The 23,428-nt window shown below is 45.9% G+C and carries 20 protein-coding genes and 2 riboswitches; all 20 genes read right to left on the bottom strand.

What is annotated here, in order from left to right:
• Positions 1 to 109: 109 nt before the first annotated feature.
• Positions 110 to 1,849: an adenine deaminase gene (gene ade, locus K8O68_RS04150; protein WP_230895679.1), complete on the bottom strand. Its 1,740-nt coding sequence runs from the start codon at positions 1,847 to 1,849 to the stop codon at positions 110 to 112.
• A 140-nt stretch (positions 1,850 to 1,989) separates the two neighbouring features.
• Positions 1,990 to 3,822 (bottom strand): ABC transporter ATP-binding protein, encoded by a 1,833-nt coding sequence (locus K8O68_RS04145; protein ID WP_230895678.1) that lies wholly within the window; start codon positions 3,820 to 3,822, stop codon positions 1,990 to 1,992.
• A complete protein-coding gene (locus tag K8O68_RS04140; RefSeq protein WP_230895677.1) occupies positions 3,812 to 5,545 on the bottom strand; it encodes an ABC transporter ATP-binding protein in 1,734 nt (577 codons plus the stop codon). The genes K8O68_RS04145 and K8O68_RS04140 overlap by 11 nt, the downstream gene beginning before the upstream one ends.
• Before the next feature lie 243 nt (positions 5,546 to 5,788).
• Positions 5,789 to 6,931, bottom strand: a complete 1,143-nt coding sequence (locus K8O68_RS04135; protein WP_230895676.1) for a glycerate kinase family protein — start codon at positions 6,929 to 6,931, stop codon at positions 5,789 to 5,791.
• Positions 6,932 to 6,957: 26 nt separating this feature from the next.
• On the bottom strand, positions 6,958 to 8,223 hold the full coding sequence (locus K8O68_RS04130; RefSeq protein ID WP_230895675.1) for a GntP family permease: 1,266 nt from the start codon (positions 8,221 to 8,223) through the stop codon (positions 6,958 to 6,960).
• Between the two features lie 118 nt (positions 8,224 to 8,341).
• The gene (locus tag K8O68_RS04125; protein WP_230895674.1) at positions 8,342 to 9,460 is read right to left on the bottom strand and encodes a CdaR family transcriptional regulator; all 1,119 of its coding nucleotides are present in this window, start codon (positions 9,458 to 9,460) and stop codon (positions 8,342 to 8,344) included.
• A gap of 443 nt (positions 9,461 to 9,903) precedes the next feature.
• The gene (locus tag K8O68_RS04120; RefSeq protein ID WP_230895673.1) at positions 9,904 to 10,023 is read right to left on the bottom strand and encodes a putative holin-like toxin; all 120 of its coding nucleotides are present in this window, start codon (positions 10,021 to 10,023) and stop codon (positions 9,904 to 9,906) included.
• A 164-nt stretch (positions 10,024 to 10,187) separates the two neighbouring features.
• The gene (locus K8O68_RS04115; RefSeq protein ID WP_230895672.1) at positions 10,188 to 10,634 is read right to left on the bottom strand and encodes a bifunctional adenosylcobinamide kinase/adenosylcobinamide-phosphate guanylyltransferase; all 447 of its coding nucleotides are present in this window, start codon (positions 10,632 to 10,634) and stop codon (positions 10,188 to 10,190) included.
• Positions 10,586 to 11,224 carry a histidine phosphatase family protein gene (locus K8O68_RS04110; protein WP_230895671.1) on the bottom strand — a complete coding sequence of 213 codons (639 nt, stop codon included), beginning with the start codon at positions 11,222 to 11,224 and terminating at the stop codon, positions 10,586 to 10,588. Before K8O68_RS04110 ends, K8O68_RS04115 begins: the two co-directional genes overlap by 49 nt.
• On the bottom strand, positions 11,176 to 11,940 hold the full coding sequence (locus K8O68_RS04105; protein ID WP_230895670.1) for an adenosylcobinamide-GDP ribazoletransferase: 765 nt from the start codon (positions 11,938 to 11,940) through the stop codon (positions 11,176 to 11,178). The genes K8O68_RS04110 and K8O68_RS04105 overlap by 49 nt, the downstream gene beginning before the upstream one ends.
• Positions 11,937 to 12,491, bottom strand: a complete 555-nt coding sequence (locus tag K8O68_RS04100) for a bifunctional adenosylcobinamide kinase/adenosylcobinamide-phosphate guanylyltransferase (RefSeq protein WP_230895669.1) — start codon at positions 12,489 to 12,491, stop codon at positions 11,937 to 11,939. The genes K8O68_RS04105 and K8O68_RS04100 overlap by 4 nt, the downstream gene beginning before the upstream one ends.
• A complete protein-coding gene (locus K8O68_RS04095; protein ID WP_230895668.1) occupies positions 12,491 to 13,579 on the bottom strand; it encodes a pyridoxal phosphate-dependent aminotransferase in 1,089 nt (362 codons plus the stop codon). Before K8O68_RS04095 ends, K8O68_RS04100 begins: the two co-directional genes overlap by 1 nt.
• Positions 13,580 to 13,600: 21 nt before the next feature.
• Positions 13,601 to 14,566, bottom strand: coding sequence for an adenosylcobinamide-phosphate synthase CbiB (gene cbiB / locus K8O68_RS04090; RefSeq protein WP_230895667.1), 966 nt, complete (start codon positions 14,564 to 14,566; stop codon positions 13,601 to 13,603).
• A complete protein-coding gene (locus K8O68_RS04085; RefSeq protein ID WP_230895666.1) occupies positions 14,567 to 16,039 on the bottom strand; it encodes an adenosylcobinamide amidohydrolase in 1,473 nt (490 codons plus the stop codon).
• Positions 16,036 to 17,106 carry a FecCD family ABC transporter permease gene (locus K8O68_RS04080; protein WP_230895665.1) on the bottom strand — a complete coding sequence of 357 codons (1,071 nt, stop codon included), beginning with the start codon at positions 17,104 to 17,106 and terminating at the stop codon, positions 16,036 to 16,038. Before K8O68_RS04080 ends, K8O68_RS04085 begins: the two co-directional genes overlap by 4 nt.
• A complete protein-coding gene (locus K8O68_RS04075) occupies positions 17,072 to 18,112 on the bottom strand; it encodes an ABC transporter substrate-binding protein (protein WP_230895664.1) in 1,041 nt (346 codons plus the stop codon). Before K8O68_RS04075 ends, K8O68_RS04080 begins: the two co-directional genes overlap by 35 nt.
• A gap of 172 nt (positions 18,113 to 18,284) precedes the next feature.
• A riboswitch (cobalamin riboswitch) is annotated at positions 18,285 to 18,493 on the bottom strand.
• A gap of 58 nt (positions 18,494 to 18,551) precedes the next feature.
• A complete protein-coding gene (gene cobT / locus K8O68_RS04070) occupies positions 18,552 to 19,610 on the bottom strand; it encodes a nicotinate-nucleotide--dimethylbenzimidazole phosphoribosyltransferase (protein WP_230895663.1) in 1,059 nt (352 codons plus the stop codon).
• Positions 19,607 to 21,136, bottom strand: a complete 1,530-nt coding sequence (locus K8O68_RS04065; protein ID WP_230895662.1) for a cobyric acid synthase — start codon at positions 21,134 to 21,136, stop codon at positions 19,607 to 19,609. The genes cobT and K8O68_RS04065 overlap by 4 nt, the downstream gene beginning before the upstream one ends.
• Entirely contained in the window at positions 21,129 to 22,502 is a 1,374-nt protein-coding gene (locus tag K8O68_RS04060; RefSeq protein WP_230895661.1) for a cobyrinic acid a,c-diamide synthase CobB, read from the bottom strand. The genes K8O68_RS04065 and K8O68_RS04060 overlap by 8 nt, the downstream gene beginning before the upstream one ends.
• Positions 22,503 to 22,528: 26 nt before the next feature.
• Positions 22,529 to 23,074 carry a cob(I)yrinic acid a,c-diamide adenosyltransferase gene (locus K8O68_RS04055; protein ID WP_230895660.1) on the bottom strand — a complete coding sequence of 182 codons (546 nt, stop codon included), beginning with the start codon at positions 23,072 to 23,074 and terminating at the stop codon, positions 22,529 to 22,531.
• A 137-nt stretch (positions 23,075 to 23,211) separates the two neighbouring features.
• Positions 23,212 to 23,412: riboswitch (cobalamin riboswitch) on the bottom strand.
• Positions 23,413 to 23,428 lie beyond the last annotated feature (16 nt).

Raw genomic sequence — 23,428 nt, 5'->3', positions numbered from 1 at the left:
ATACGGTAGAGTCCGCCATTTATAAGGTAGAGTTACTCATTTATACGGCAGAGTCCCGCATAAAGGGAGCTCCCCTTCACCTCAAAGCAGCCCCCTGCCAACCACCTTTTCAGTCCGCTTCAAGCGGGATATGCTTGCCAGCCACTCCGTCAAAGTAACCGAGATCAGTAAGTTTCAGTTCAGGAATAACAGGAAGGCACATAAAGGAAAGTGCTGAAAAAGGGTTAAACTGGCCGGTAAATCCAAGAGTTTCGAGACCTTTATCCAGCTCTTTTAAATTAGTATATGTCTCTTCCACACCGCCTGAGGACATCAGCCCGCCGATGTTTAACGGCAGACGGGCAATGACATTGCCTTCTTCGACAAGGACCATTCCTCCATCCATTTTTTCAACTTCCCTGGCAGCTTGAAGCATATCTTTATCATTAGCCCCAGCAACAACAAGATTGTGGGAATCATGCGCGACCGTCAGAGCAACCGCTCCCCCGGACAGGCCCAATCCGTTAATAAATCCTAAACCGATATTTCCTGTCATGTGGTGGCGTTCAATTACAGCCATTTTTAAAAGATCCTTTGCTGGCGCCGCTTCAAATAATCCCTTTCTCTCGTCTGGATTAACAATTATTTTTTCAGTCACCAGGCTGTTTGGCCGGAGCTTAATTGCATGGGCTTTTCCTGTTTCTGACACCGGAACAGCCAGGCTTTCTTCCGTAATCTCAGGCAAGTTAACGGTTTTCAGAAGATCGTTGCCTGGTCTTTTTACAAGCTTTTCATCTGTGAGCATTTTCCCGTCACGTGCAGCGAGCTTCCCGTTTTTGTAAACGTCTGAGACGGTAAAAGCCTTCAGATCATCCACCAGAAGCAGATCAGCGTCAAAACCTGGCGCCACTGCTCCTTTCGTCTTAAGCCCGTAACATTCCGCGGCATTTAAAGTTGCAAGCTGAATGGCGAGAAGGGGATCGAGTCCGTTTTTAACAGCTAATCTGACATTATCGTCTATACTGCCTTTTTCAAGAAGTTCATCAAGATGCTTATCGTCTGTACAGAAAAGAAACCTTCGTGAGTTTCTTTCATTCACCACAGGAATAAGGGCTTCTAAATCCTTTGCACCCGAGCCTTCACGTATAATGACATACAGGCCTTTGCGAAGCCTGTCACGGGCTTCTTCGGCTGTGGTGCACTCGTGGTCTGTTGAAATTCCTGCTGTGCCGTACACATTCATCGCATGGGAACCCAGGCCTGCCCCATGCCCGTCAATCACCCGATCGCGAACGCGTGCATCGTGGATTTTGGCCGCCATATCTTCTTGTGCCTCAGCTGTTGACGGATAATCCATCACTTCTGCCAGACCGAGGACACGACTATGGCTGTAAAACCCTTCCAGATTTTCCGCTGAGAGAACGGCACCCGAATTTTCAAACGGTGTGGCCGGGACGCAAGATGGCAAATTGACAAACACATCTAACGGAATGCCTTCAGAATCGTCCAGCATAAACTGGATTCCTTTTTCTCCTGTCACGTTGGCAATCTCGTGGGGATCCGTTACAACCGAGGTCACTCCGTGCGGCACGACAATTTGAGAGAAATGGCTTGGCGGCACCATTGACGATTCAATATGAACGTGCCCGTCAATCAGCCCTGGGACAATGTATTTCCCGCTGGCATCCACTTCTTTCTTTCCTTCATATTCTCCAATTCCAATGATTTTTCCATCTGTAACTGCCACGTCTGCCGTCTCCACGTCCAAAGTGAAGACGTTTACGATTTTGCCGTTTTTAAAAACGAGATCGGCTTCCTGTGCTTTATTAGCAGACCTTATTTGATTAATTAACTCTTTTTTATTATTCATCGCCATGACTCCCTTTTTATAAAAAAGCTTCAGGTATTTTCATACCCTGAAGCTTTATAAATGTAATTGTCTTTATTATACATAATAAGAGGTCAGACATCTATCCTGTTTCACTAAATTGTCAGATCATCTCACACTATTTAACCTGTTTCTTTTTTCAACTGGCTGGTATACAGATCAGCGTAAAACCCGCCTTCTTCCAGCAGTTCGTCATGTGAGCCTTTTTCAATCATCCGGCCTTGATGGAGCACGATAATTTGATCCGCCTGCTGGATTGTATTCAGCCTGTGGGCAATCACAAAACTCGTTCGTCCTTTCATCAGACGCTCGAGCGCCTCCTGGATTTTAAGCTCTGTAACCGTATCAATACTGCTTGTTGCTTCATCGAGGACTAAAATGGACGGGTCAGAAAGGAGAGCTCTTGCAATCGACAGCAGCTGTTTCTGTCCCTGGCTGATCCCGCCTCCTTCTGCATCAATTTCAGTATCATATCCATCAGGCAGCCTGCTGATAAAAGAATGGGCATTGGCAAGTCTGGCGGCTTCAACAACCTCTTCATCTGATGCATTCAGTCTGCCATAACGGATATTTTCCCGGATGGTTCCTTGAAACAGGAACGAATCCTGCAGAACAAAAGCCATGTGTTTTCTTAAGGATTCCCGTTTAACGGTTGAAGTATCCGTCCCATCTACCAGTAATGCCCCTTTATCAGGGTCATAAAACCTTGATAACAGGCTGATCATCGTCGTTTTTCCGGCGCCTGTTGGACCAACAAAGGCAACCGTTTCACCTGCCTGCACGCGGAAAGAGATATTAGTAACCGTGTTCTCCTCTTTCTCATATGAGAAAGACACGTCGTCAAATGTGACTTCCCCGGTTACCTCTTCTAATTCCCCGTGTGTCTCCTCATCACTTATCTCATCAGGTTCGTCCATGATTGAGAAGACTCGTTCCGCACCCGCAATAGCCGAAAGAAGGGTGTTAAACTGGTTGGCCAGATCGTTCAGCGGACGTGTAAACTGACGGGCGTATTCTGCAAAGATAACGATCACACCAATTGTAATCATGTCGTAGAGGACAAAGATCCCGCCCACGCCGGCAATAATTGCAAAGCTCAAGTTATTCAGCATGTTCATGAGCTTAGGGATAAACCCGGAAATCGTCTGGGCCCAGAAACCGGCTTTTCTTAATTCGGTATTCCGCTCTTCAAACCCCTCAATAACTTTCTCTTCCTGTGAGAATGTTTTGATAATCCGCTGGCCGGACATCGTTTCCTGAATATAGCCGTTCAATTCGCCCAAATTCGACTGCTGGGCTTTGAATAGCTTACCCGTCCGCTTTGTAATCCACTTCATGCCGAGCACCATCGCCGGCACAATCGTCAAAGTGATCAGCGTCAGCAACGGGCTCAGATAAAGCATGACAGAAATAGTTCCAATGAGAGTCAGTACACTGGAAAAAATCTGGATAACGGAACTGTTCAATGTGTTGCTTACATTTTCGATATCGTTAGTCAGCCGGCTCATTAACTCCCCGTGCTTTCGTTTATCAAAAAACGGGACTGGTAGTTTATGAAGATGGTTAAACAGCTGTGTGCGTATAGTAAAAACCGTTTTTTGCGCAATCCGGACCATCCAGAAGTGCTGGAGGAACACGGACAAAGAATGGAAAAGGTAAATCAGAGCCAGTCCTCCAAGCACCCATAGAAGGGCTGCCGTATCCTGGTTGACAATAAATTCATCGATTGACACACCGACAACAAACGGCCCGAGTAAAGCAAAGAAAGAACTGAAAAAGATCATCAGGAGAACGAGGAACAGTTTTCCCCTGCTTTCTGAAAGGTACTTCCAAATCCGTTTTAACGTCCCTTTCCAATCCTCAGCGCGTTTCTTTGAAGGGGCTGCTCCATCCGTGTCCTGTTCTGTTAATTTGATTTTTTCATGGCGGAAAGGCTCAGTCAGCTTATCTAACATCTGCCATCCCCTCCTTTCCAAACTGGGATTCATAGATTTTCCGGTAAAGAGGAGAGGTGCTGAGCAGTTCATCATGCGTGCCTTTCGCTGTAATGGTCCCGTCCTCCATAAGAAGAATCTGGTCAGCATTCATGGTCGTGCTCATTTTCTGGGTAATCATCAGCGTGGTGCATGAGTACTCTTTTAAGGCTTCGAGAAGCTTCTTCTCCGTTTTGACATCCAGTGCACTCGTGCTGTCATCCAGAAGAAGAATTTTCGGCTGCCGTATGAGCGCTCTGGCAATGGAAATCCGCTGCTTCTGCCCTCCGGACAAATTGACGCCCCTTTGTCCGATAACCGTTTTTGATCCGTTAGGAAGTTCAGTCACCGCATCATGTATTTGAGCATCTTTTAATGCTTTGATCATGTCATCTGTGCCGGCATCTTCTTTACCCCAGAGAAGGTTCTCTTCAATCGTTCCCGTAAACAGCATCACTTCCTGGGGGACATATCCGATTTCACGACGCAAATGATTAAGCTTCATTTCGCGTATATCATGTCCGTCTATCCTCACCGATCCGTCGTCAAGATCGTAAAGTCTCGGAATCAGCTGGAACATCGAGGTCTTTCCCGACCCTGTTGCACCTAGTACTGCAATTCTTTCACCAGGTTCCGCCCTGAAAGAGAGATTATTCAGCACCTGCTGGCTGGATCCAGGATAACGGAACGATACACCATCAAACTCAATAGCCCCCTTCTCCACTTTTGCAGCCGGCTCACTTGAGTCAGTATCTTTAAGGTCAGCTTCCGTCTCAAGCACATCCGCAATTCTTTCCGAGGAGGCCCGAGCCCGTGAAAAAATAATGATAATCATTGAAAAGATCGACAGCGCCCCTGTCATACGGGTCACATAGTTAACGATCGCAACCACTTCACCGACAGATGCTCCTCCTGTGTTTACCCCAATGCTTCCAAACCAGAGAACCGCCATAATACTTCCGTTCATCACAAGCAAAATGACCGGCATCGTTGTTTCTATCAGCCTGAGCGCTTTAACGGTTTTCTGCCTCAACTCATCTGAAGCTCCTGTAAACCGCTTTGATTCATGATGGCGGCGGATAAATGACTTTATCAGGCGGATCGCTGTTAAATTTTCCTGCACCACATTATTGACTCTGTCTACCCTTGCCTGGACAGCTTTAAACAGGCTGCCCGCTTTTCTGACGAGCCACAGTAAAAACACCACAAGCACAGGGATCGTCAGGACAAGTATGAGGGCCAGCTGAGCATTGACCAGCAGGGCCATAATGACCGATCCCACTACAAGAAGAGGTGCTCGCAGCATAATCCTCAGGCTCATGAATATCGTATTCTGAATCTGGTTCACGTCATTTGTCATCCGTGTCATCAGTGATGAAGTAGGAAACTGGCTGAAGTTTGAAAAAGCAAACGACTGTACTTTATCAAATAGTCTGCTTCTAATATCGAAGCCCGTATTCTGGCTCACGTGTGCGGCATAAAACGAATTCGTAATTCCTGCTGCAAAAGCCAGAAACGACAATCCAACCATCACTCCTCCCCACGTCATCACCACTGAAAGGTCTTCCTGCATAATCCCGTCATCTATAATCCGTGACATAAGGAACGGCTGTACCAGCTCCACAGCAAGCTCAACTAAAGTTAAACTGAGTGCTATAAATACAGCAAACCGGTACGGCCCTAAAAAAGATAATACTCTTTTCATTCCTACCGCTTCCTTCAAAATCTATTGTTAATAAACATTTTTTATGGGTTGTGTGAGGGCCGGACAATCTTCCATTGAAGGCTCCCCCGGCGTCCTCCATTTATTTGTCAGTTGGTAATTACTTTACCATACTTTAAGCCAGGCGGCGGGGAATTTGCTTCGGATTGGATAGCACTTATGGAAAGCTATTTTACAACCAGAGAAAAAAAAGACATAAAAAAATTGAGGATTATTATCCTCAATTTATACTGGGTGTATTTTAAGATTTATCAATCTGGCTACATTCTCTGCCGTTTGTTTAAGGTGATTTTTAGAAACAGCTGGAAGGTCTTCGAAGGTGACAATTTCAGATAGTGAACTGAAAACAGCATCAATACCAGCTTCATAAACAGATTCATACCCTTCACAAACACTGCCGCAAATGGCTATCACAGGTACATTATATTTTTTAGCTACTTCTGCAACATAAACAGGTGTTTTTCCATAAATTGTCTGATGATTAATTCCACCTTCACCCGTAATAACCAGGTCTGCATTTTGGATGAAGCTTTCTAATCCGGTAACATCAGTAACAATTTTACCGCCTCGTTCAAGTGTAGCAGGCATAAAGGCTAAAAATCCTGCTCCGAGACCACCGGCTGCCCCTGCTCCCGGGACAGTCTCTACCTCTTTTCCTAATTGCGATTTAATAAGTGCAGCATAATGAGCCAAAGCCTCATCTAATAAGAGGATATCTTTATCTGTCGCCCCTTTTTGCGGTCCGTAGACGGCTGAAGCTCCTTTGCTTCCAGTGAGCGAATTGTCCACATCACATGCCACTCGGATCTTTACGTCCTTTAATCTAGGATCTAAATTTGAAGTGTCAATGGTTGCTAACTCTTTCAAAGCTAGGCCGCCTTTTGCAATCTCGTTTCCAGAATAATCCAAAAGACTTCCTCCAAGAGCTTGAAACATACCTGATCCTCCATCGTTAGTGGCACTTCCGCCAATTCCGATAATAAACTTTTTAACCCCAAGATCTAATGCGGCTTTTATTAGCTCACCGGTTCCGTAAGTTGTAGTTATTTTAGGATCTTTTGAATGGTTAGGTACAAGGTGTATTCCTGATGCAGAAGCCATTTCTATGACTGCTGTCTTTTCATCTCCCAATATCCCAAAAAAAGCTTCAGTTTTATCTCCCAAAGGACCTTGTACATCTTGAGCTACAAATCGCCCCCCTGTAGCGTCTACTAAAGACTGGACCGTTCCTTCTCCTCCGTCTGCCATAGGGCATTTGATTATCTCCGCATCATTCCAAACTTTTTGTATACCTGATTTAATAGAATCAGCAACTTCCATCGCTGTTAAACTTTCTTTAAAAGAGTCTGGTGCTAAAATAACCTTCATAATAGTATTCTCCTTTTCTGCTTATATTAAAATAATTGAAAAACTCCAAACAGGAGGGTTGAAATAATAGCCAGAGTCAAACCTACAAGCGATTCATACGGAATCAGCTTCAGCCTTTCCTGAATTCCCATCAGTACACTTCCTGCTGTTGCATGGAAAAAGCTCCCGTGCGGCATATGATCAATTACTGTGGCCCCAGAATGAATCATCGCTGCTCCTGCAAGCCCGGCTACTCCCATCTCTAACAAGGTTCCGCTGAACACTTCACTAGCAACTACTGCACCTGCTGTAGTAGAAGCAGTGGCTCCTGACATAAATATCCCCGAGGCAGGTGCCAAAGCATAACTTGGCAAGCCAAGAAATTCAATACTATCAATAAGAACATACTGTAAACCTGAATTTGAAATGATACCAGCGAGTGTACCAGTCCCTAATAAAAGAACTGCTACTGGTGCCATCTTACTTAAACCTGAAATAATAAAAGTGTTAATTCCTTTTATTTTTCCCATTACAAGGGCTCCTGCAATACCTCCTGCCGGTAAAGCAAGCATTGGATCAACTTCTATACCAAACAATGGCCTTAAAACTAACAAACCAATAGCAACTAACGGAGCAATAATCGCAGTGAACATCGACGGGATACGTTGGTCTGAATTATCTTGAATATCCTCATTAGGCACCATCGTACCTTTTTGTGAAACTCTTTTAGCTAAAATATATGTAACAATTACTCCAAACACAGCCGGAATAATCCCCGCAGCCATCACTGAAGTTAAAGGTACGTTAAAAGATTCTGCTACAGCAATGGTATTCGGATTAGGAGACATGATATTCCCGGCTTTACCTCCCCCTACCATAGCAAGCAGGATCGCTGTCCGGGACAAACCAGCTCTGTTAGCAATGGCTAAAGCAATAGGAGCTACTGTAATGACTGCCACATCAACAAATACACCGACCGCTGTTAACACCATTGTTGCTAACACGAGAGCCAACAATGCTTTCTTTTCTCCGAGTTTTCGGACTACGCCATTAGCAAGTGAAGCAGCAGCCCCTGATTCAATAAGCACACCTGCAAGTACACCTGCTGCTAAAATACGAAGTACAGCTGGTATTATGCCTTCTGCACCTTCCATCATTAAATCAACTGTTGTAGTAAGACCTGCACCGCCCAGCAATCCGCCTGTTAAAGCTCCAGCAACAAGTGCATAAACAGGAGGAACTTTCCTTAAAATTAATACAATTGAGATCACTAATGCTATAACTGCCCCTAAAGCACTCACTGGCATGATCATCCACTCCTTAAGTTATCTTTAGATTGATAACTTAAGTGTAAGCGCTTAAAATTTGAAGTTCATTATGCAAATGCATAAATGTAAACGAATTCTTACCAAAATATTTGTGCATAGGAGTCTAATAGAATTTATTTTTTAATAAGCAGATACAATATAAGTAAAATAAGTCTTTAATTTTGCGAGGATCTTTACCGGTTAAGTCATAAATTTTCTCTAATCTGTAGGTAAGAGTATTACGGTGAATATATAAATCACTAGCAGTTTTATTAATTTGACCATTATTATCAATAAAACACTCAAGCGTTTGAAGCAACTCTTTATTTTCTTTATTCTTTGGCAGAGGATTATAAATTGGAAACCCCATTATCGTAGCTTCATCTTTAAATAGCTTATGGATTAACACGTCAATAATTCTCTCATCATAAGGAATCACTTTATCTTGTACTTCAAGTTTTTTACTGACATCCAATGTATTAATTGCCTGTTCGTATGAAAAAATAATATCCTTATAATTGTCATATACATGACCTGTTGTAAATAAGAGGTCATCTCTTCCAAAATACCCTGCCCATTGTTTTGCTGTATTAGATAATTGGAGGTTAGACTCAGCACATTTAATAATAATAATATTTTCATTTATAATACTCAGTACATCTTCCACATTCAATAATGGTGCAAAAGCTTTTTCTAACTTTTCTAAAGACGCCCTGATATAGTAATTGTTTTCCATTTGAAGATTTATAACAATAATTCCTCTTTTTTTAGATAAATCTACACCTAAAAATTTTGCTTTTTTCAAAAATACTCCTTCTGTAAGACCCTTCCCTGAAATCCATTGGTTCGTAAATTCACGCTTAATTCTCTCATCATACTGAATTTGCTTTAGTAAAAATGACTGTTCTATAATCATTTCTGCTGTCATTTTTACTAACTCGCCATATCTCCTCACCTCGGAAGTAGCACCAGTAATACCTACCGTGCCCATGACTTCTTCTTGAAAACAAATGGGTAAATTAATGCCTTGTTTTACCCCTTTCCAAACTTGTTCCTCCTGTGCTGATATTTCAATATTGTCTCTTTTTTTCTGAATTTCCTTAGCACCTTCATGTATAGTGCCTATTCTGTCTCTATCTCCTGACGCTATAATTACACCTTTATTATCCATCACATTAATATTATAATTTAATATTTCCATCGTTCGGCTTACAATGTTTTGTGCTACTTCCGGCGTTAACACACGCATCTCTCCATTCTATTCATTAACAATAAAAGGTGGATAATTTATAACTGGCAGTAAGGAAAATAAAAGGTCTTTAGTTCCCCTTTATCCTGCTCTTCACTTAGAATAACTAATTCGTGTTAAATAATCCATTTGTCGACGACTGGGTATTGTTCACTATACGCCACACAGCCTTTCGTCAGGAAGAGCAAGCCGTTAAAATAGACACTCTTAGCAAAAGAACCTTGGCCCCCTCTTCATTTATTCGCTTGGTTTTACGGGTTTATATTTAAAGAATTCTCGGGTATAATAATTACAAGAAGTCATAATATAAAAAAGACCGCCAGTGCGGGTAACACTGACGGTCTGCAATAGTTCAGTTCCCTTAAGGGGATTGGCACAGGATTGAAAGCCCATTTAATAAGCCTTTACCACTGAGCCGTCAACTCATAAGTGGGGGCTTATTTTTTATGGTTAAATGCCAGCATAGCGACAATTAATATCCCAAAAGAGATCATTAACGATAACGCTTCTGCAACTGTGACCATATAGGCATCACCCCCTTTCGGAAGGTGAGCCAACCCCCTATGAGTTTCCAAACTATCACCAGGCTATTATACCATATTTTTCTTAAAATGAGACGCTAACCCTTGATAAATCCACACTTTCAAGTCGCTTGAAATCATAGAATTTACAAAGTATTTACTTCTATTATTACCGAAAAAAATAAGCGCCGCAGGCCAATTCATTTCAGTCTCCGCGATAAGCCATGCCATACGTAGTAAACTTCCTCAGACAACCTGGCCGCATCCTGCTGAAGCCAGCCATGCAAATCACGGAGGGCTCTGTCTTCCGCTTCTGCCGGGACAATTCCTTTACCCATTTCGAGCATAATAAGACACACCCTGACGCCGCGAAATTCTTCTTCTCTCACAAGATCTGTAAGGAGCTTATAATACTTCCTGCGAAGTGTATCCATCTGACTGGCTTCTCCGAGTCTGATATCCTCCCGCAGCCAGTTTTCCCACCCCTCAAGTACAAGGCCCTCACCCGGCTGCCAAACGTGTAACCAGTTATCCAAACTATCATCATTATAGCTCGACAGCCAGGACAGCTCCCTGGGATCCTCTTTGAAGAGCTCCTTTACAATTCTTCTTTTTCCGCTGAAGGCACCGCCTGTAACGAGTTGCATGTCCACTTGCCTCCTTCGTAAATGAGCTTCAAATAAAGTGCCTGCCCATTCCTTATATTGACGTGCCAGAAAGAGTTGCTTCCCCTAAAGACTGAAACAAGATACCGGATGACTCCGCCGTGTGTCACGGTAAGTACTCTTGTTGTTCTCCCGGCTGCAACATCTTCCTGTCCAGCCAAAAGCTCATTCAGCCACTCGTCAATCCGCTCTGAAAATTCTTCCCACGATTCTCCGCCCGGAATGGGCTGGAGCTGCGGATCATCAATCCACCGGCGGTAATCTTTCAAATTTTTAAGGTCTTCATATGTTTTGCCTTCCCAGTCTCCAAAATCGCATTCTCGTAATCTCTTATCTGTCACTGGATGTGCTCCGGGCATGAGATAATGTATTGTTTCCCGGCAGCGGAGCAGGTCGCTCGTCCAAACCTGGTCAAACTCCATGCCGGCCAGATCAGATTTCAAATCAGCCAGATCAACAAGGCGGTCTTTCATGCAAGCTTCGTCTGTATGACCTAAATAACGCTTCTCCTTATTCCACCTGGTCACCCCGTGACGAACGAGGTAAATATCCAAACTAGGAGCAGTCCCCATAGTTCGCCTCCTTCAATTGCAGTACCTGTTAAATCCCCGTTAATTCCTTTAAATGTTCTGACTGTCCACCATCCGTACAGCCCAATCCCTACCGCAAACACAGGAAGGATCACCCAATACTCCGGCAGGAAAAACACCAGCACTGCCGCTGGCAGAAAGGCTGCCAGTAGATCCGCCGGACCAGTATTCTGTTTCCAGTGCCAGGCGAGTCCTTCCTTTTTTGCAGCGGGCAGTAAAATAAGCAGACACACCGCGGCAAACCTGGCGAGTGCCGGAACCATTACCAGAAATAAAAGACTTCCAGCTGGTACCGCTCCTATAAGCATGTATACAAGCATCGTTTTCCAGCCGAGCAGAAAAAACAGCGCAACGATGCCGAAACTTCCGACGTGAGGATCTTTCATTATCTCCCACTTCTTTTTTAACGGAGCATTTGAGCCGGCCGCATCGGCGACGTCCATCACGCCGTCCAGATGCAGGCCGCCAGTCAGCCATACCCAGAGAGTGACGATCATTAGAGCCATCATCTCAGCTGGTAAAAATGGGGACAGACCCCAGGATACCCCTAAAAGAATACCGCCGGCTGCGATCCCAACCAGAGGGTAACAACGGATAGCCCACCGGCTCGTTTCCGGCGTCCAGGGACACTCCACAGGGACTGGAATTCTCGTAAGAAACTGAACTGCCAGTAAAAAGCCATATACCGTGTTCTTCATCCCGCCTCCCCCTTCCAGTGCAGCGGAAGGCCTGCGTTAACTTGTACGGCCCGATCAGCCTGTGACACTATGAAACGGTGAACAGCCTCCAGTTTATAAGTATAATCAGCTATATACCGGTTACTGGATGGCAGATCTTCATTGACATCATTAGAGACAAAAAGGAGCTGCTGTTCTTTCTCTTTGGCAGACTGAATGAAATCGCTCATGATGTCTATCAGTTTTGACGTGCGTGTTTCCTTTTTATTAAACAGCATGTTATTCAGCCAGACAGTCAGGCAATCAACCAGTAAGACATCACCTTTCCCGCCTGCCTCAACCAACTGCCTAAGATCCCAGGGGACTTCGATCGTCTGCCATATTTCCGAACGTCCGGCCCGGTGGCGCCTGATCCGTTCTGCCATTTCTTCGTCAGAAGCTCTCGCTGTCGCTGCATAAATAAGATTCACTGCTCCATTTTTTCGCTCTGCCTCTTCATAAAGCTCTGCTGCTTTATTTTCGGCATATGTACTTTTGCCGGAACGGGCTCCTCCGGAAATAAACCAGATCATCAGTTATCTCTCCATTCAGCGAGTTTTTCAAGCAGCTGGTCATTCGCCGGTTTGTCCAGAACAGCAAACCGGAGATATTTCCCGTCCAGCCCCTTAAAATTATGTGTGTGCCTGGCAGCGATGCCGTTTTTCAATAAAAATTTAAGCAGATCATCCGCTAAACCAGGGTCTCTCCTGTCCCGAAGGAGATAGAAATTCACGGACGAAGGGGGCATATCAAATTCGAGTGAGGATAAACGGAGCCGGATCCTTTCTAATTCCCCTTTTACATACCGGCTGGACACAGCTGCAAATTCCGCTGCTTCTTCGCCTGCCAGCACCGGGATGAGCGAACTGGCGAAACTGTTGACACTCCATGGCATCTGCCACTCCCCGACAGCACGTATCACCTCAGGAGCCCCAAGCATATAGCCAGCACGAACCCCAGGTACCGCAAACATTTTAGTAAGGGATCTTAATAAGATAAGATTGGAAAACTCGTTTAAAAGGGGCGTTAGATCCCCCTCTTCCTCTGGAAGAAAATCCGCGAATGCCTCGTCGATCACGAGAAAGGTACCCGTTTCTTTCCCTTTTTCCAAAAGTGTGCGGATATCTGCTTCAGACACTACTGTTCCTGAAGGATTGTTCGGACGGCAGATAAAAACCACTTCTGCCTCAGGCAACTCATCCAGAACCTGATCCAGGGGGAAATGAAATTCTTCTTCGACCTTCAAAAAAACAGGCTTTACTTCAAGATGATAATGACCGCAGGCCCGTTCATATTCCACAAAGGTGGGTTCAACAATAAGGGCACGCTTTCCTTCAAAGTATTTTGCAGCTAAAAATACAGCCTCGGCCCCGCCATTTGTGATGAGAACCTGGTCTGCCCCTGTGCTGTTAAAGGCTGCTATATGAGAGCGCGCCTCACTGTAATCGGGGTCAGGGTAACGCGCAATCGATTCTATACTTTCCCTGAGATTTTCAGTTACAAAAGGCGGAGGGCCTCCAGGATGAATATTCGCGCTGAAGTCCAGTGTTTCCCTGCCTTTTGAAATGTTAAATTGTTTATGTAACACGTCAGGCTGTCCGCCATGTTTAGGCCAGTCCATTCCCATTCTCCTTTCCGGCGATTAAAAAATGATGGCTGATAAAATAAGCAGCAGCAGAAAAACAATCCAGCCGCCATGCATGAATGTGATAGCTCGGTTTATATGACAGCACCTTAGTTTTTCTAGCGGCTCTCCCATAGGCTCCCGTTCCGAGACCACCCCGTTATAAGTGTTCCGGCCGCCAAGCTGAACTCCGAGAAGGCCGGCTGCTGCCGCTTCTGCCCAGCCGCTGTTAGGGCTTGGATGCTTACGGGCATCTCTTATCGTCATTCTGAAAGCATGTGTGATTCGTGCTCCGGGCACAAACAGGGCCCCTGCCAGCATAGTCACAAATGTAAGCCGGGCCGGAAGCCAGTTAACAAGATCATCGAGTCTCGCAGCACTCCAGCCAAACGAGTAAAAACGTTCGTTTTTATAGCCGACCATCGAATCCATTGTATTCACAGCCCTGTAGGCCAGTGCTAAAGGTGCTCCGCCGATTAAAGCCCAGAATAAAGGGGCAGTTATGCCATCTACAGTATTTTCTGCCACGGTTTCCACAGTACCCCGCACAATGCTGCTTTCGTCAAGATCCTCTGTATCACGTCCGACAATCATACTGAGCTGGCGGCGCGCTTCGGCTAACCTTCCCTTCGATAAAGGAACTGCCACATTTAAAGCGGCTTCTTTCAGCCCCTTAATGGCGATCGCGGTTGAAATGAGCCAGGCTTCCAAAACAGCCCCGGCAAGCCAATGGATATTATAAAATAATGAAAGCAATAAAAAAGAAGCACCATACACGATGGTGACAATAACGGCCGTAAGCAGCACGCCTCTTCTTCTTTTTTGACGGCCGGACCCTTTATTAAGCTTTTTCTCCAGAAAAGAAATCAGTTTGCCAAATCCCACGACAGGGTGCGGCAGCCATTTCGGGTCGCCAAACACAAGGTCGAGGAGGACAGCGGCTCCAATTAAAATAATCATTCCCGGCGGGCTCAGCATCTCCATTTAAGACCGCCGCTGTCTTTTCTCATATTTACGGACAGCGCCTGTGACCGCGTCATAGACAGCCGTGCCTATCGCCTTCCCGGCAATAGTTCCCGAGCCGGCATAAGGGGTTCTTTCGCCTTTCTGAGTCGTCCCGATTAACAGGCTGTCAGTAGATGTCCCGGTAGCAATTGTGCCAGTATAAGGATCTTTTATATTTAAATCTTGCAGTGCTTTAGTTTTTGCTTCAGTCGCGGATAGACAGGCGTTGACGAGTGCTCCGTCTGTGAAATGACTGTCAAGGAAGACCATGATATTAATGGTTCCTATTTTTCCTATCTCACTGTCCAGTTCTTCACTTGTAATATCGACGGCATTTCCCGCTCCGGCGGTGACCATGGCCAGAAGCCTGATTTCTTCATATTCTTTTTCAAGCAGCACCATATCTTCAAGCTTGACTGCGGTCATCATACCGGCAGCCTTTTCAGGAGGGATTCCCTGGTTTTTCATCCAGTTCGTCATGTCATCGACAGGCTCGCCGCCGTCGTAATTATTATTGACATGAAAATTACAGAAATGGTTTAACCATTGAATCCCTTCTCCAGTCACGCCGTTTGAGATCGTTCTTAACGGCTCATTAAACTCGATATGGATCAGCCCTTCATTTTGCCGCACACGGTATGAGCGTGAGAAGTGATCTTTTGGCGGACCTTCCTTATCCTCAGGTGTCATCAGCAGCTGGGGTTTCGGCACATACGGGTGCGGCTGGGATTTCACATCCACTTCATAGACTTGCCGAAGGAGCGATTCATCCCGGAGAATGTCCACCCCTCCTGTTTTCAGGAAACTGCCTTCATGAAGTAAAGCGACTCTGTCGGCATAAAGGGCGGCCACATTTAAATCATGTAAAATAGCAAAGACAGTCAGACCATATTCGCGCTGCCATTCCTTTAACAGGTCAAGCATATGAAAAGAATGTTTTACATCGAGATGATTAGTCGGTTCATCAAGCAGCATAATTTTTGGTTCCTGTGCCAGAGCTTTAGCGAGAAGAACCCTCTGTTTTTCTCCTCCGCTGATTAAACGGAACTGTGTGTCCCGGTATTTTGTTACACCTGTTAGTTCCATCACGTCATCAATCACTTTCCGGTCCTGCCTGGAAAGGCTTTTAAACAGGCCTTTTTGAAAGGCGTACCGGCCGAGACTGACAATTTCCTCCACAGTAAAATCAAAGGACACGTGGGCTTCCTGAGTAAGTACAGCAATCATCCGGGCCTTTTCCAGCTTTGAAAATCCGGACAGAGGCTTTCCCTCCACCGTGATTTCTCCGCCGGCTGCAGGCAGAGCACCTGTAATCAGTTTAAAAAGGGTGGTTTTCCCGCTTCCATTTGGACCTAGAAGACCAAAGAACTCCCCTTTTTCAAGAGAAAAATTTACATTTTGTATCACTGGCTTGTTTCCATATCCGCCAGTGAGATTTTTAATCCCGATCATGCCGTTTTCCCCTTTCCAAGCCGGTTTCTGATAAGCAGCAATGCGAATACCGGTGCGCCAATTAATGCCGTAATGACACCGATCGGCAGTTCTTTTGGCGCGATAATTGTCCGTGACACCAAATCAGCTAAGATAAGAAATCCTCCGCCTGCCAGTAAAGATAAAGGCAGGACATGCCGGTGGTTAGGGCCGGTAATCAGCCTGACTAAATGCGGAATAACAAGACCGACAAACCCAATCATCCCTGAGACGGCGACAGAGGCCCCTGTTAATAAAGAAGCACCAAGTAAAATCATTATTTTTCCCCGCTGCACGTTCACTCCTATATGTTCTGCGACTTCTTCTCCTAAAGCCAGGGCGTTCAGCTCCCTGTAATGAATAAGAAGAAGAAACATGCCAATAAGCATAAACGGCACTATAAGCTGTACATGGCTCCAACCTCTCATGCCGACACTGCCGTAAAGCCAGTAGATAATCTGGGTCATCGCGTCCTGGTCCCCAAGTGCGATAATCAGTGAAATGACCGCCCCGATAAAAGAACTCATAATAATACCAGCCAGGATAATCGTTTCTATCGCGAGGCTCCTGCTCGCAATTTTCACCAGTCCAAAAACGAGCATCAGTGCAAGAAAGCCGCCAATAATCGCCATCACGGGCAACGTGAAACTTCCAAGCCCGAAGATAGTCAGCTGAAAAAATATGACGATGACAGCTCCTAAAGCGGCCCCGGAAGACACGCCGATAGTGTAAGGATCAGCAAGCGGGTTCCTGAGAAGTCCCTGAAAAGCTGCCCCCGCAAGTGCCAATGAGGCGCCGACGCAAAGCGCCAGAAGGACGCGGGGTAATCGAATATTCCAGATGATCCGCTCTTCATTATCGGGCACATCGGCTATCAAAGACCAGCCGAGTGCATTGTCTGAAATAATATGAACCACATGGCCGACAGGGATTGAGACACTGCTCCAAATGAGCGAGAGGAGGACAGCACCTAAAACAAATCCTCCACTCAGCACGTACACCCAAAAAATACGTTTACTCAAAAACGTCCGGATAAACGAGCTCGGCAAGAGTCTCCACTCCTTCAATTAAACGGGGACCCGGCCTCGTCACTGTATCATTATCCACATCGTGTATTCGCTCATTCTGTACGGCCGGCACTTCAGTCCATCCGTCCCGAGAAAGGACTTCCTGCTGCGGGTCATCTACATAATAGCCGTAAGTGGTGATGATCACATCCGGATTTAACATGACGATTTCTTCTTCGTTTAAATTAACCCATCCTTCTTCTTCTTCAGCTGCATTCACCGCGTTAATTGCCTCAAGCATTTCATGCATAAATGTGCCTTGCCCCGTCGTGAAAATATCCGGTGACGGCGCGACTTCTACCCAGACTTTTTTCTGGTCTTCTTCAGGTATATCAGCAGCCTGGTCTTTAATTTCTTCGAGTCTCTCTTCCATATCTCCCACTATTTCCTCAGCCCGGTCATCCGTGCCCGTAGCTTCGCCTATCATCTGGATTGTCTCATATACTTCTTCAAAAGAGTTTCCGCCTTCAACAACGATGACATCAATTCCCGCCTCTTCATACTGGTTGAGGATATCTGCATGATTTTCCTCATGGTAGGCCTGGACAAAAGCGACGTCCGGGTCAAGCGAGAGAATGAGTTCAGGGTCCATATCCTGTGCGCCCACATTGTCAATGTCAGCTGTTTCTTCAGGGTAGTTACAGTATTCAGATACACCGATCAGCCTGTCCCCTGCCCCAAGCTCAAAAAGAATTTCCGTATTACTCGGCAATAATGAGACCAGCGTCTCAGGTTCTTCGTCAATCGTCACTTCATTGCCGGTGCTGTCTGTTAAAGTTACCGGGAACCCATTTTCATTTCCTTCTCCTGCCTCGTTTGCATTCTCATTCCCTGCGGCATTTTCTTCGGCGTTATTTTGTACGGCGTTATTGCCGTCATTCTGTTCATTGCCGGCATTGTTTTCTTCATTTCCGCATGCTGTTAATAACGCTGCGGCCATTGCTAGTCCTGCGGTTAACTTTCCCCACTTTTTCAACACGTTTTCCATCTCCCGTTCCTCCTGCATATGTAATAAATTTTTGCCACAAAAAAACGCCATTCCTTAAGGAAAAGCGCTGAATGTTAATGTTCTTAATACCGGCCTGTATAAACTCGGGACCGGAGCCCAGCCGCCCGTGGACAGCTGAACATGAACGTTAAACATCCCTTTCCTCGAAGGTGTTTAAAAAAACAAACAGGCAGGTCTCCTGACTTGCGCATCACTGGCTCATCTGCCCCTTTCCATACCTTATAAAAAGCACAGTGGGATGCTTGCAGAGAACCTGAACGCTTACAGTGGCGGGACCGTCCCGGATTTTCACCGGGTTCCCTTTTAACTTTATCCGGACTGGTAAGACCAGAATAAAGAACCTGATTGCATCTATGAAATTCGTCTTTTTGTTAACAAATTCAGTATAAATGAGTTTTGAAGTATTGTAAATTTAATTTTATGCCTTTTCAGAGTTTTGCAGAGCCGGAACCCCTTCGTCCGTAAAGACTGCCATATCTTTTAAAATTCTTACCGCCGACTCAAGCAGCGGATAGGCCAGTGCTGCACCTGTTCCTTCACCAAGCCGTAAGTTCAGATCCAGCAAGGGGGCTTCTCCAAGCATTTCCAGTGCCACCTTGTGGCCAGGTTCCTGGGAAAGGTGGCTGAAAATCAAATACTCCTTAACGCTGGGTGAAAGTTTTACAGCGAGCAGGGCTGAAATGGTGCAAATAAATCCATCAATAATCACAGGCGTCTGTTTTGAAGCTGCTCCTAACACGGCTCCGGTCATTCCTGCAATCTCCAGGCCTCCGACTGAAGACAGAATATCGACCACATGGTCACGGCCAGGTTTTCGGGCAGCCAATGCCTGTCGGATCACTTTTTCTTTAAGGAGCCGCTTTTCAGGGGATATACCGGTACCACACCCAACAATTTGATCACTGTTACTGCCTCTTAACACAGCAAGTATCGCACTGGCAGAGGTTGTATTACCTATTCCCATTTCTCCGAGTATGAGAGAACAAGCCCCCTGGTTGATCGCTTCCTCTGCCTGTTCGATGCCAGTCAGGATTGCCAGTTCTGCCTCTGCTGGGGTCATAGCCTTTTCTTTCAGAAAATTGCCAGTTCCATAGCGGATTTTTTTATCAATTAAGCCTGTGCCTTCTAGGTCAGCTGCCACCCCTACATCAACCAGCTTAAACAATGCGCCTGCCTGTTTTGCGAGGACGTTAATTGCCGCCCCGCCATTAAGAAAATTGTAAACCATCTGCTCTGTCACTTTCTGAGGATAGGCTGATACACCTTCCTCCGCGATCCCGTGATCAGCAGCAAAAACGATGGAAGCGGGCGGAGCCGTCTCAGGAAACGGATGCCCTGTGATTTCTGCCAGCTTTACAGCCAATTCCTCAAGTCTTCCCAGGCTCCCCGGCGGTTTGGTCAACCGGTTCAAATGAGCCTTCGCTCTTTTTCCGGCCTCTTTATTTACTGGTTTAATGGCGTTGATTGTATGCTTCATTTAGCTGTTCTTCCCCTTACCTTCATTTGATACTTCGTAATTTCTTCTTCAAGCAAATCCATATTCAGGTGGGTCTTTACCGTTTCAGCGAGCCTGGAAAAAGCTTCTTCTTTTATTTGATTGTAGGCCGGGCGGCTGTAAAACGGAGGCAGCCCTTTAGCTTGCCTGAGCTCATTTACCAGAATGCTTCTGAACTGATCATTTTCAAAGATTCCATGAAAGTAAGTGCCAATCAGCCTGCCGTCCGGGCTGATATAACCGTCCTTCTCCCCACTGTCCAGTTCAATAAAAAAGTCGTTTTCCTTACTCGTATAAGAAGAGATTCCCATATGGATTTCATACCCTGAAACCGGCATGTTATGTTTTCCATAACGGGCTTTTCCGCGGGATAAAACTGTCTTTTTTGACTTGAGGAGGACAGTGGACATCTCTTTAATCAAGCCCAGCCCTGTAATGCGTTTACTTGACGATTCAACTTCGTCAGGGTCCTCCAGCTGCCGGCCAAGCATCTGGTATCCGCCGCATATTCCGATGACGCAGGCTGTCTCCGCCAATAACATAACCTGTTCAGCCATGCCGGAAGTCTGAAGCCATTGCATATCTGAAAGAGTGTTCTTGCTGCCGGGGAGGATAACAAGATCCGGCTTGCCTAATTCATTTATTGTCCTTACGAAGCGGACCTGGCAGTCAGGCTCCTTCACGAGAGGGTCCGCGTCAGTAAAATTAGACACACGGGGATAACAAATGACAGCAATGTCTATTTCTTTATCCACCTCTCCCGCAACAGTCTGATGCTCAAGTGCAAGTGAGTCTTCCGCTTCTATATTCAGATTCGGAATATGCGGAATGACGCCCAGCACCGGCAAACCTGTATACTTTTCGAACCAGTCAAGGCCCGGTTCCAGCAGCTCCCGGTCGCCCCGGAATTTATTAATAATAACTCCGATCACCCGTTTTCTGTCTTCAGGTTCAAGAAGCTGGAGGGTGCCGGCAAGACTTGCAAAAACGCCTCCTTTATCAATGTCTCCGACTAAAACAACTGGTGCCTTCGCCATTTTGGCAACACTCATATTAACGAGTTCCCGGTCGTTTAAATTAATCTCCGCCGGACTTCCCGCCCCTTCGATTACAATCCGTTCAAATTCCGCTGCGAGCCTGTTATAGCTTTCTTCTATCAGCTTCAGCCCTTTTTCGTAAAAATCCTCCCGGTATTCCCCTGCTTTCATGTTTTTAAAAGGTTTCCCGTGAACGACAATTTGCGAATTGTGGTCTCCTGACGGTTTAATTAAAATTGGGTTCATCCATGTCGTCGCCGGTGTCCCCGCTGCTTCTGCCTGCACTCCCTGAGCGCGGCCAATTTCTTTGCCGTCTGTTGTAATATAAGAGTTGAGCGCCATGTTTTGGGATTTAAAAGGTGCTGTACGATAGCCCTCATCAGCATAAATCCTGCATAAAGCGGTAACGAGAATACTTTTCCCTGCATCTGAATGGGTGCCTTGAATCATAACCGGTAAACACTCAGCCATAGGTTTTCCACTCCGCGCATTTATTTATAAACCTTTCCGGCACCGCCGGGTTTGATGGAAAATACAGATGAGTATACCCGGCCACAACGTTCTTCATAAGAACTCCTTCAAGATGGGTTCCACCTCTTCCGACAGACCGGAACGCAGTGTCAAGAGGATTATCCGGGGAATAAGCCGAATAATGAAATTCATGGCCTTTTACGGTTTCCCCGGAAGATAAAAGGAAATTGCCGCTGCACCCGGCTGCTTCTCTGTATCCGAGCGCCTGAAGACGCCCGGTCATCGCCATTGTGCCAGGAATGACGCCTGCCATCTCATATTCCTCGCCATTCACCGTTTTAATAGACCGGCTTAAAAACATATAGCCGCCGCATTCTGCAAAAACAGGCATCCCTTTATGAATGGCCTCTCTGACAGACGCTTTTACACCTTCCTGTCCGGAAAGCTCTTTTGCAAATATTTCGGGGAATCCGCCGCCTATGTAGAGACCGTGTACGCCTTCCGGAAGCTCTTCTCCTGCCACCGGCGAAAAATAAACAAGTTCAGCTCCGTACGCTTCCAGCAACTCTAAATTCTCTTCATAATAAAAATTAAAAGCTGTATCCCTTGCGACCGCCAATGTGATAACGGGCTCCCTTTTCCGGTCAAATAATCCAGGACCGGCTTCCGGGACCGGCGCTGTTTCTGCCACAGCATACAGCCGGTTCACATCCACTGTCTCAGATACTGTATGGCCCAGCTCTTCAAAATAAGTGTTTAACTCGCCCCGTTCCACTGACGGAATAAGGCCTAAATGGCGTTCCGGCATCGTTAACTGGTCATCCTTATTTAAATAGCCCACAACCGGCACCCCGCACTCCTGTTCAATTGCCTGCTTCACCAGCTTATAATGCCCTTCACTGCCCGTCCGGTTAGCAATGACGCCTGCGACGTTTACCTGTCGGTTGAAAGTCTGGAATCCGTGAACAATCGCAGCTGCGCTTCTTGCCATTGCCGAACAGTCTACAACGAGAATAACCGGCGTATCAGTGATTACGCTGATGTCCGCCGTGCTTCCTTCATCAGAAGCAGGATCTTTTCCGTCATATAGCCCCATCACCCCTTCAATAATGGAGATATCCGCCCCTTTGCTTCCATAAGCCAATACTTCTTTCAAAACATTTCTCCCTTGCATCCAGCTGTCGAGGTTTCGTGATTTCCGTCCCGTCACGGCTGTATGGTAGGAAGGGTCAATATAGTCCGGGCCGCACTTAAAACCCTGGACCGTATATCCTTTTTGTTTAAAGGCTGCCATAAGTCCGATTGTAAGGGTCGTTTTACCGGCGCCGCTTCCCGTTCCGGCTATGACTAACCGTCTGTCTGACATGTTCAGTCCTCCTGTTTTTTGTGTTTTTAGAACTCAATTCCTTTAATCGCCGGATGTCCTTCATCATAATAATGCTTTTCAGGTTCCATCACTGATACAAGGTCTGCCGCGTCTTTAACGCGCTCATGTGCGTCTCTTCCAGTCAGCAGAAGGTGCACGTGTGAAGGCTTCTTGTTAATGGTCTCCACAACCTCTTCAAGAGGCAGGACATCATTGACCGGAAAGCTGTCTATTGCAAGAGCGTTATTTATTTCATCAAGAATAATCACATCGTAGTCCCCGCTTAATATAGCCTGTTTTGCCAGCGGCCAGCCTTTTCTTAAAGCTTCCCTGTGTTCTTCAGGGGTCTTCGTCCAAGTAAATCCTCTCCCCAACTGGACCATCTCTACCCCAAGTTTTTCAAGGCTTTTTTGTTCTCCATAAGTTCTCTCAGGTGACTTAATGAACTGAAACATTTTCACCTTGTAATTATGGCCGGCAGCGCGTACAGCCACCCCTACAGCTGACGTTGTTTTCCCTTTGCCGTTTCCTGTAAAAACGAGCGTCATTCCGTGACGGCTTTCTTCTCTCATTTTAAATCCTCCTTTAAAAAAATAAAAACGCCTTCCTTCGTTAAAGGAAAGCGTGAAACGCTCGCTTTGTGCAGCTGACAGTATACACTCACTGGAAGCCGGACTGGGCAGACGTTAAACACCCTTTCCTCGAAGGAGTTTTAACCGGCAAACAGGCAGGTATCCTGACTTACGTCTTTCCGGAAGAGCCAGCCTTCCCGTGTTTTCAGCACAGTGGCAATTAAAGCTTTCCTAAACGTTTACAGTGGCGGGACCGTGCCGGATTTTCACCGGCTTCCCTTTTAACCTTGCAAACTTTCATTTTGAAAATGCAAGGAACCTGGTTGCATCGTATTTATTTTATTTAAGTGTAAT

The organism is Salipaludibacillus sp. CUR1, from assembly GCF_021028955.1.
Lineage (GTDB): Bacteria > Bacillota > Bacilli > Bacillales > Salisediminibacteriaceae > Salipaludibacillus.
This window is presented reverse-complemented; position numbering and strand designations above follow the sequence as displayed.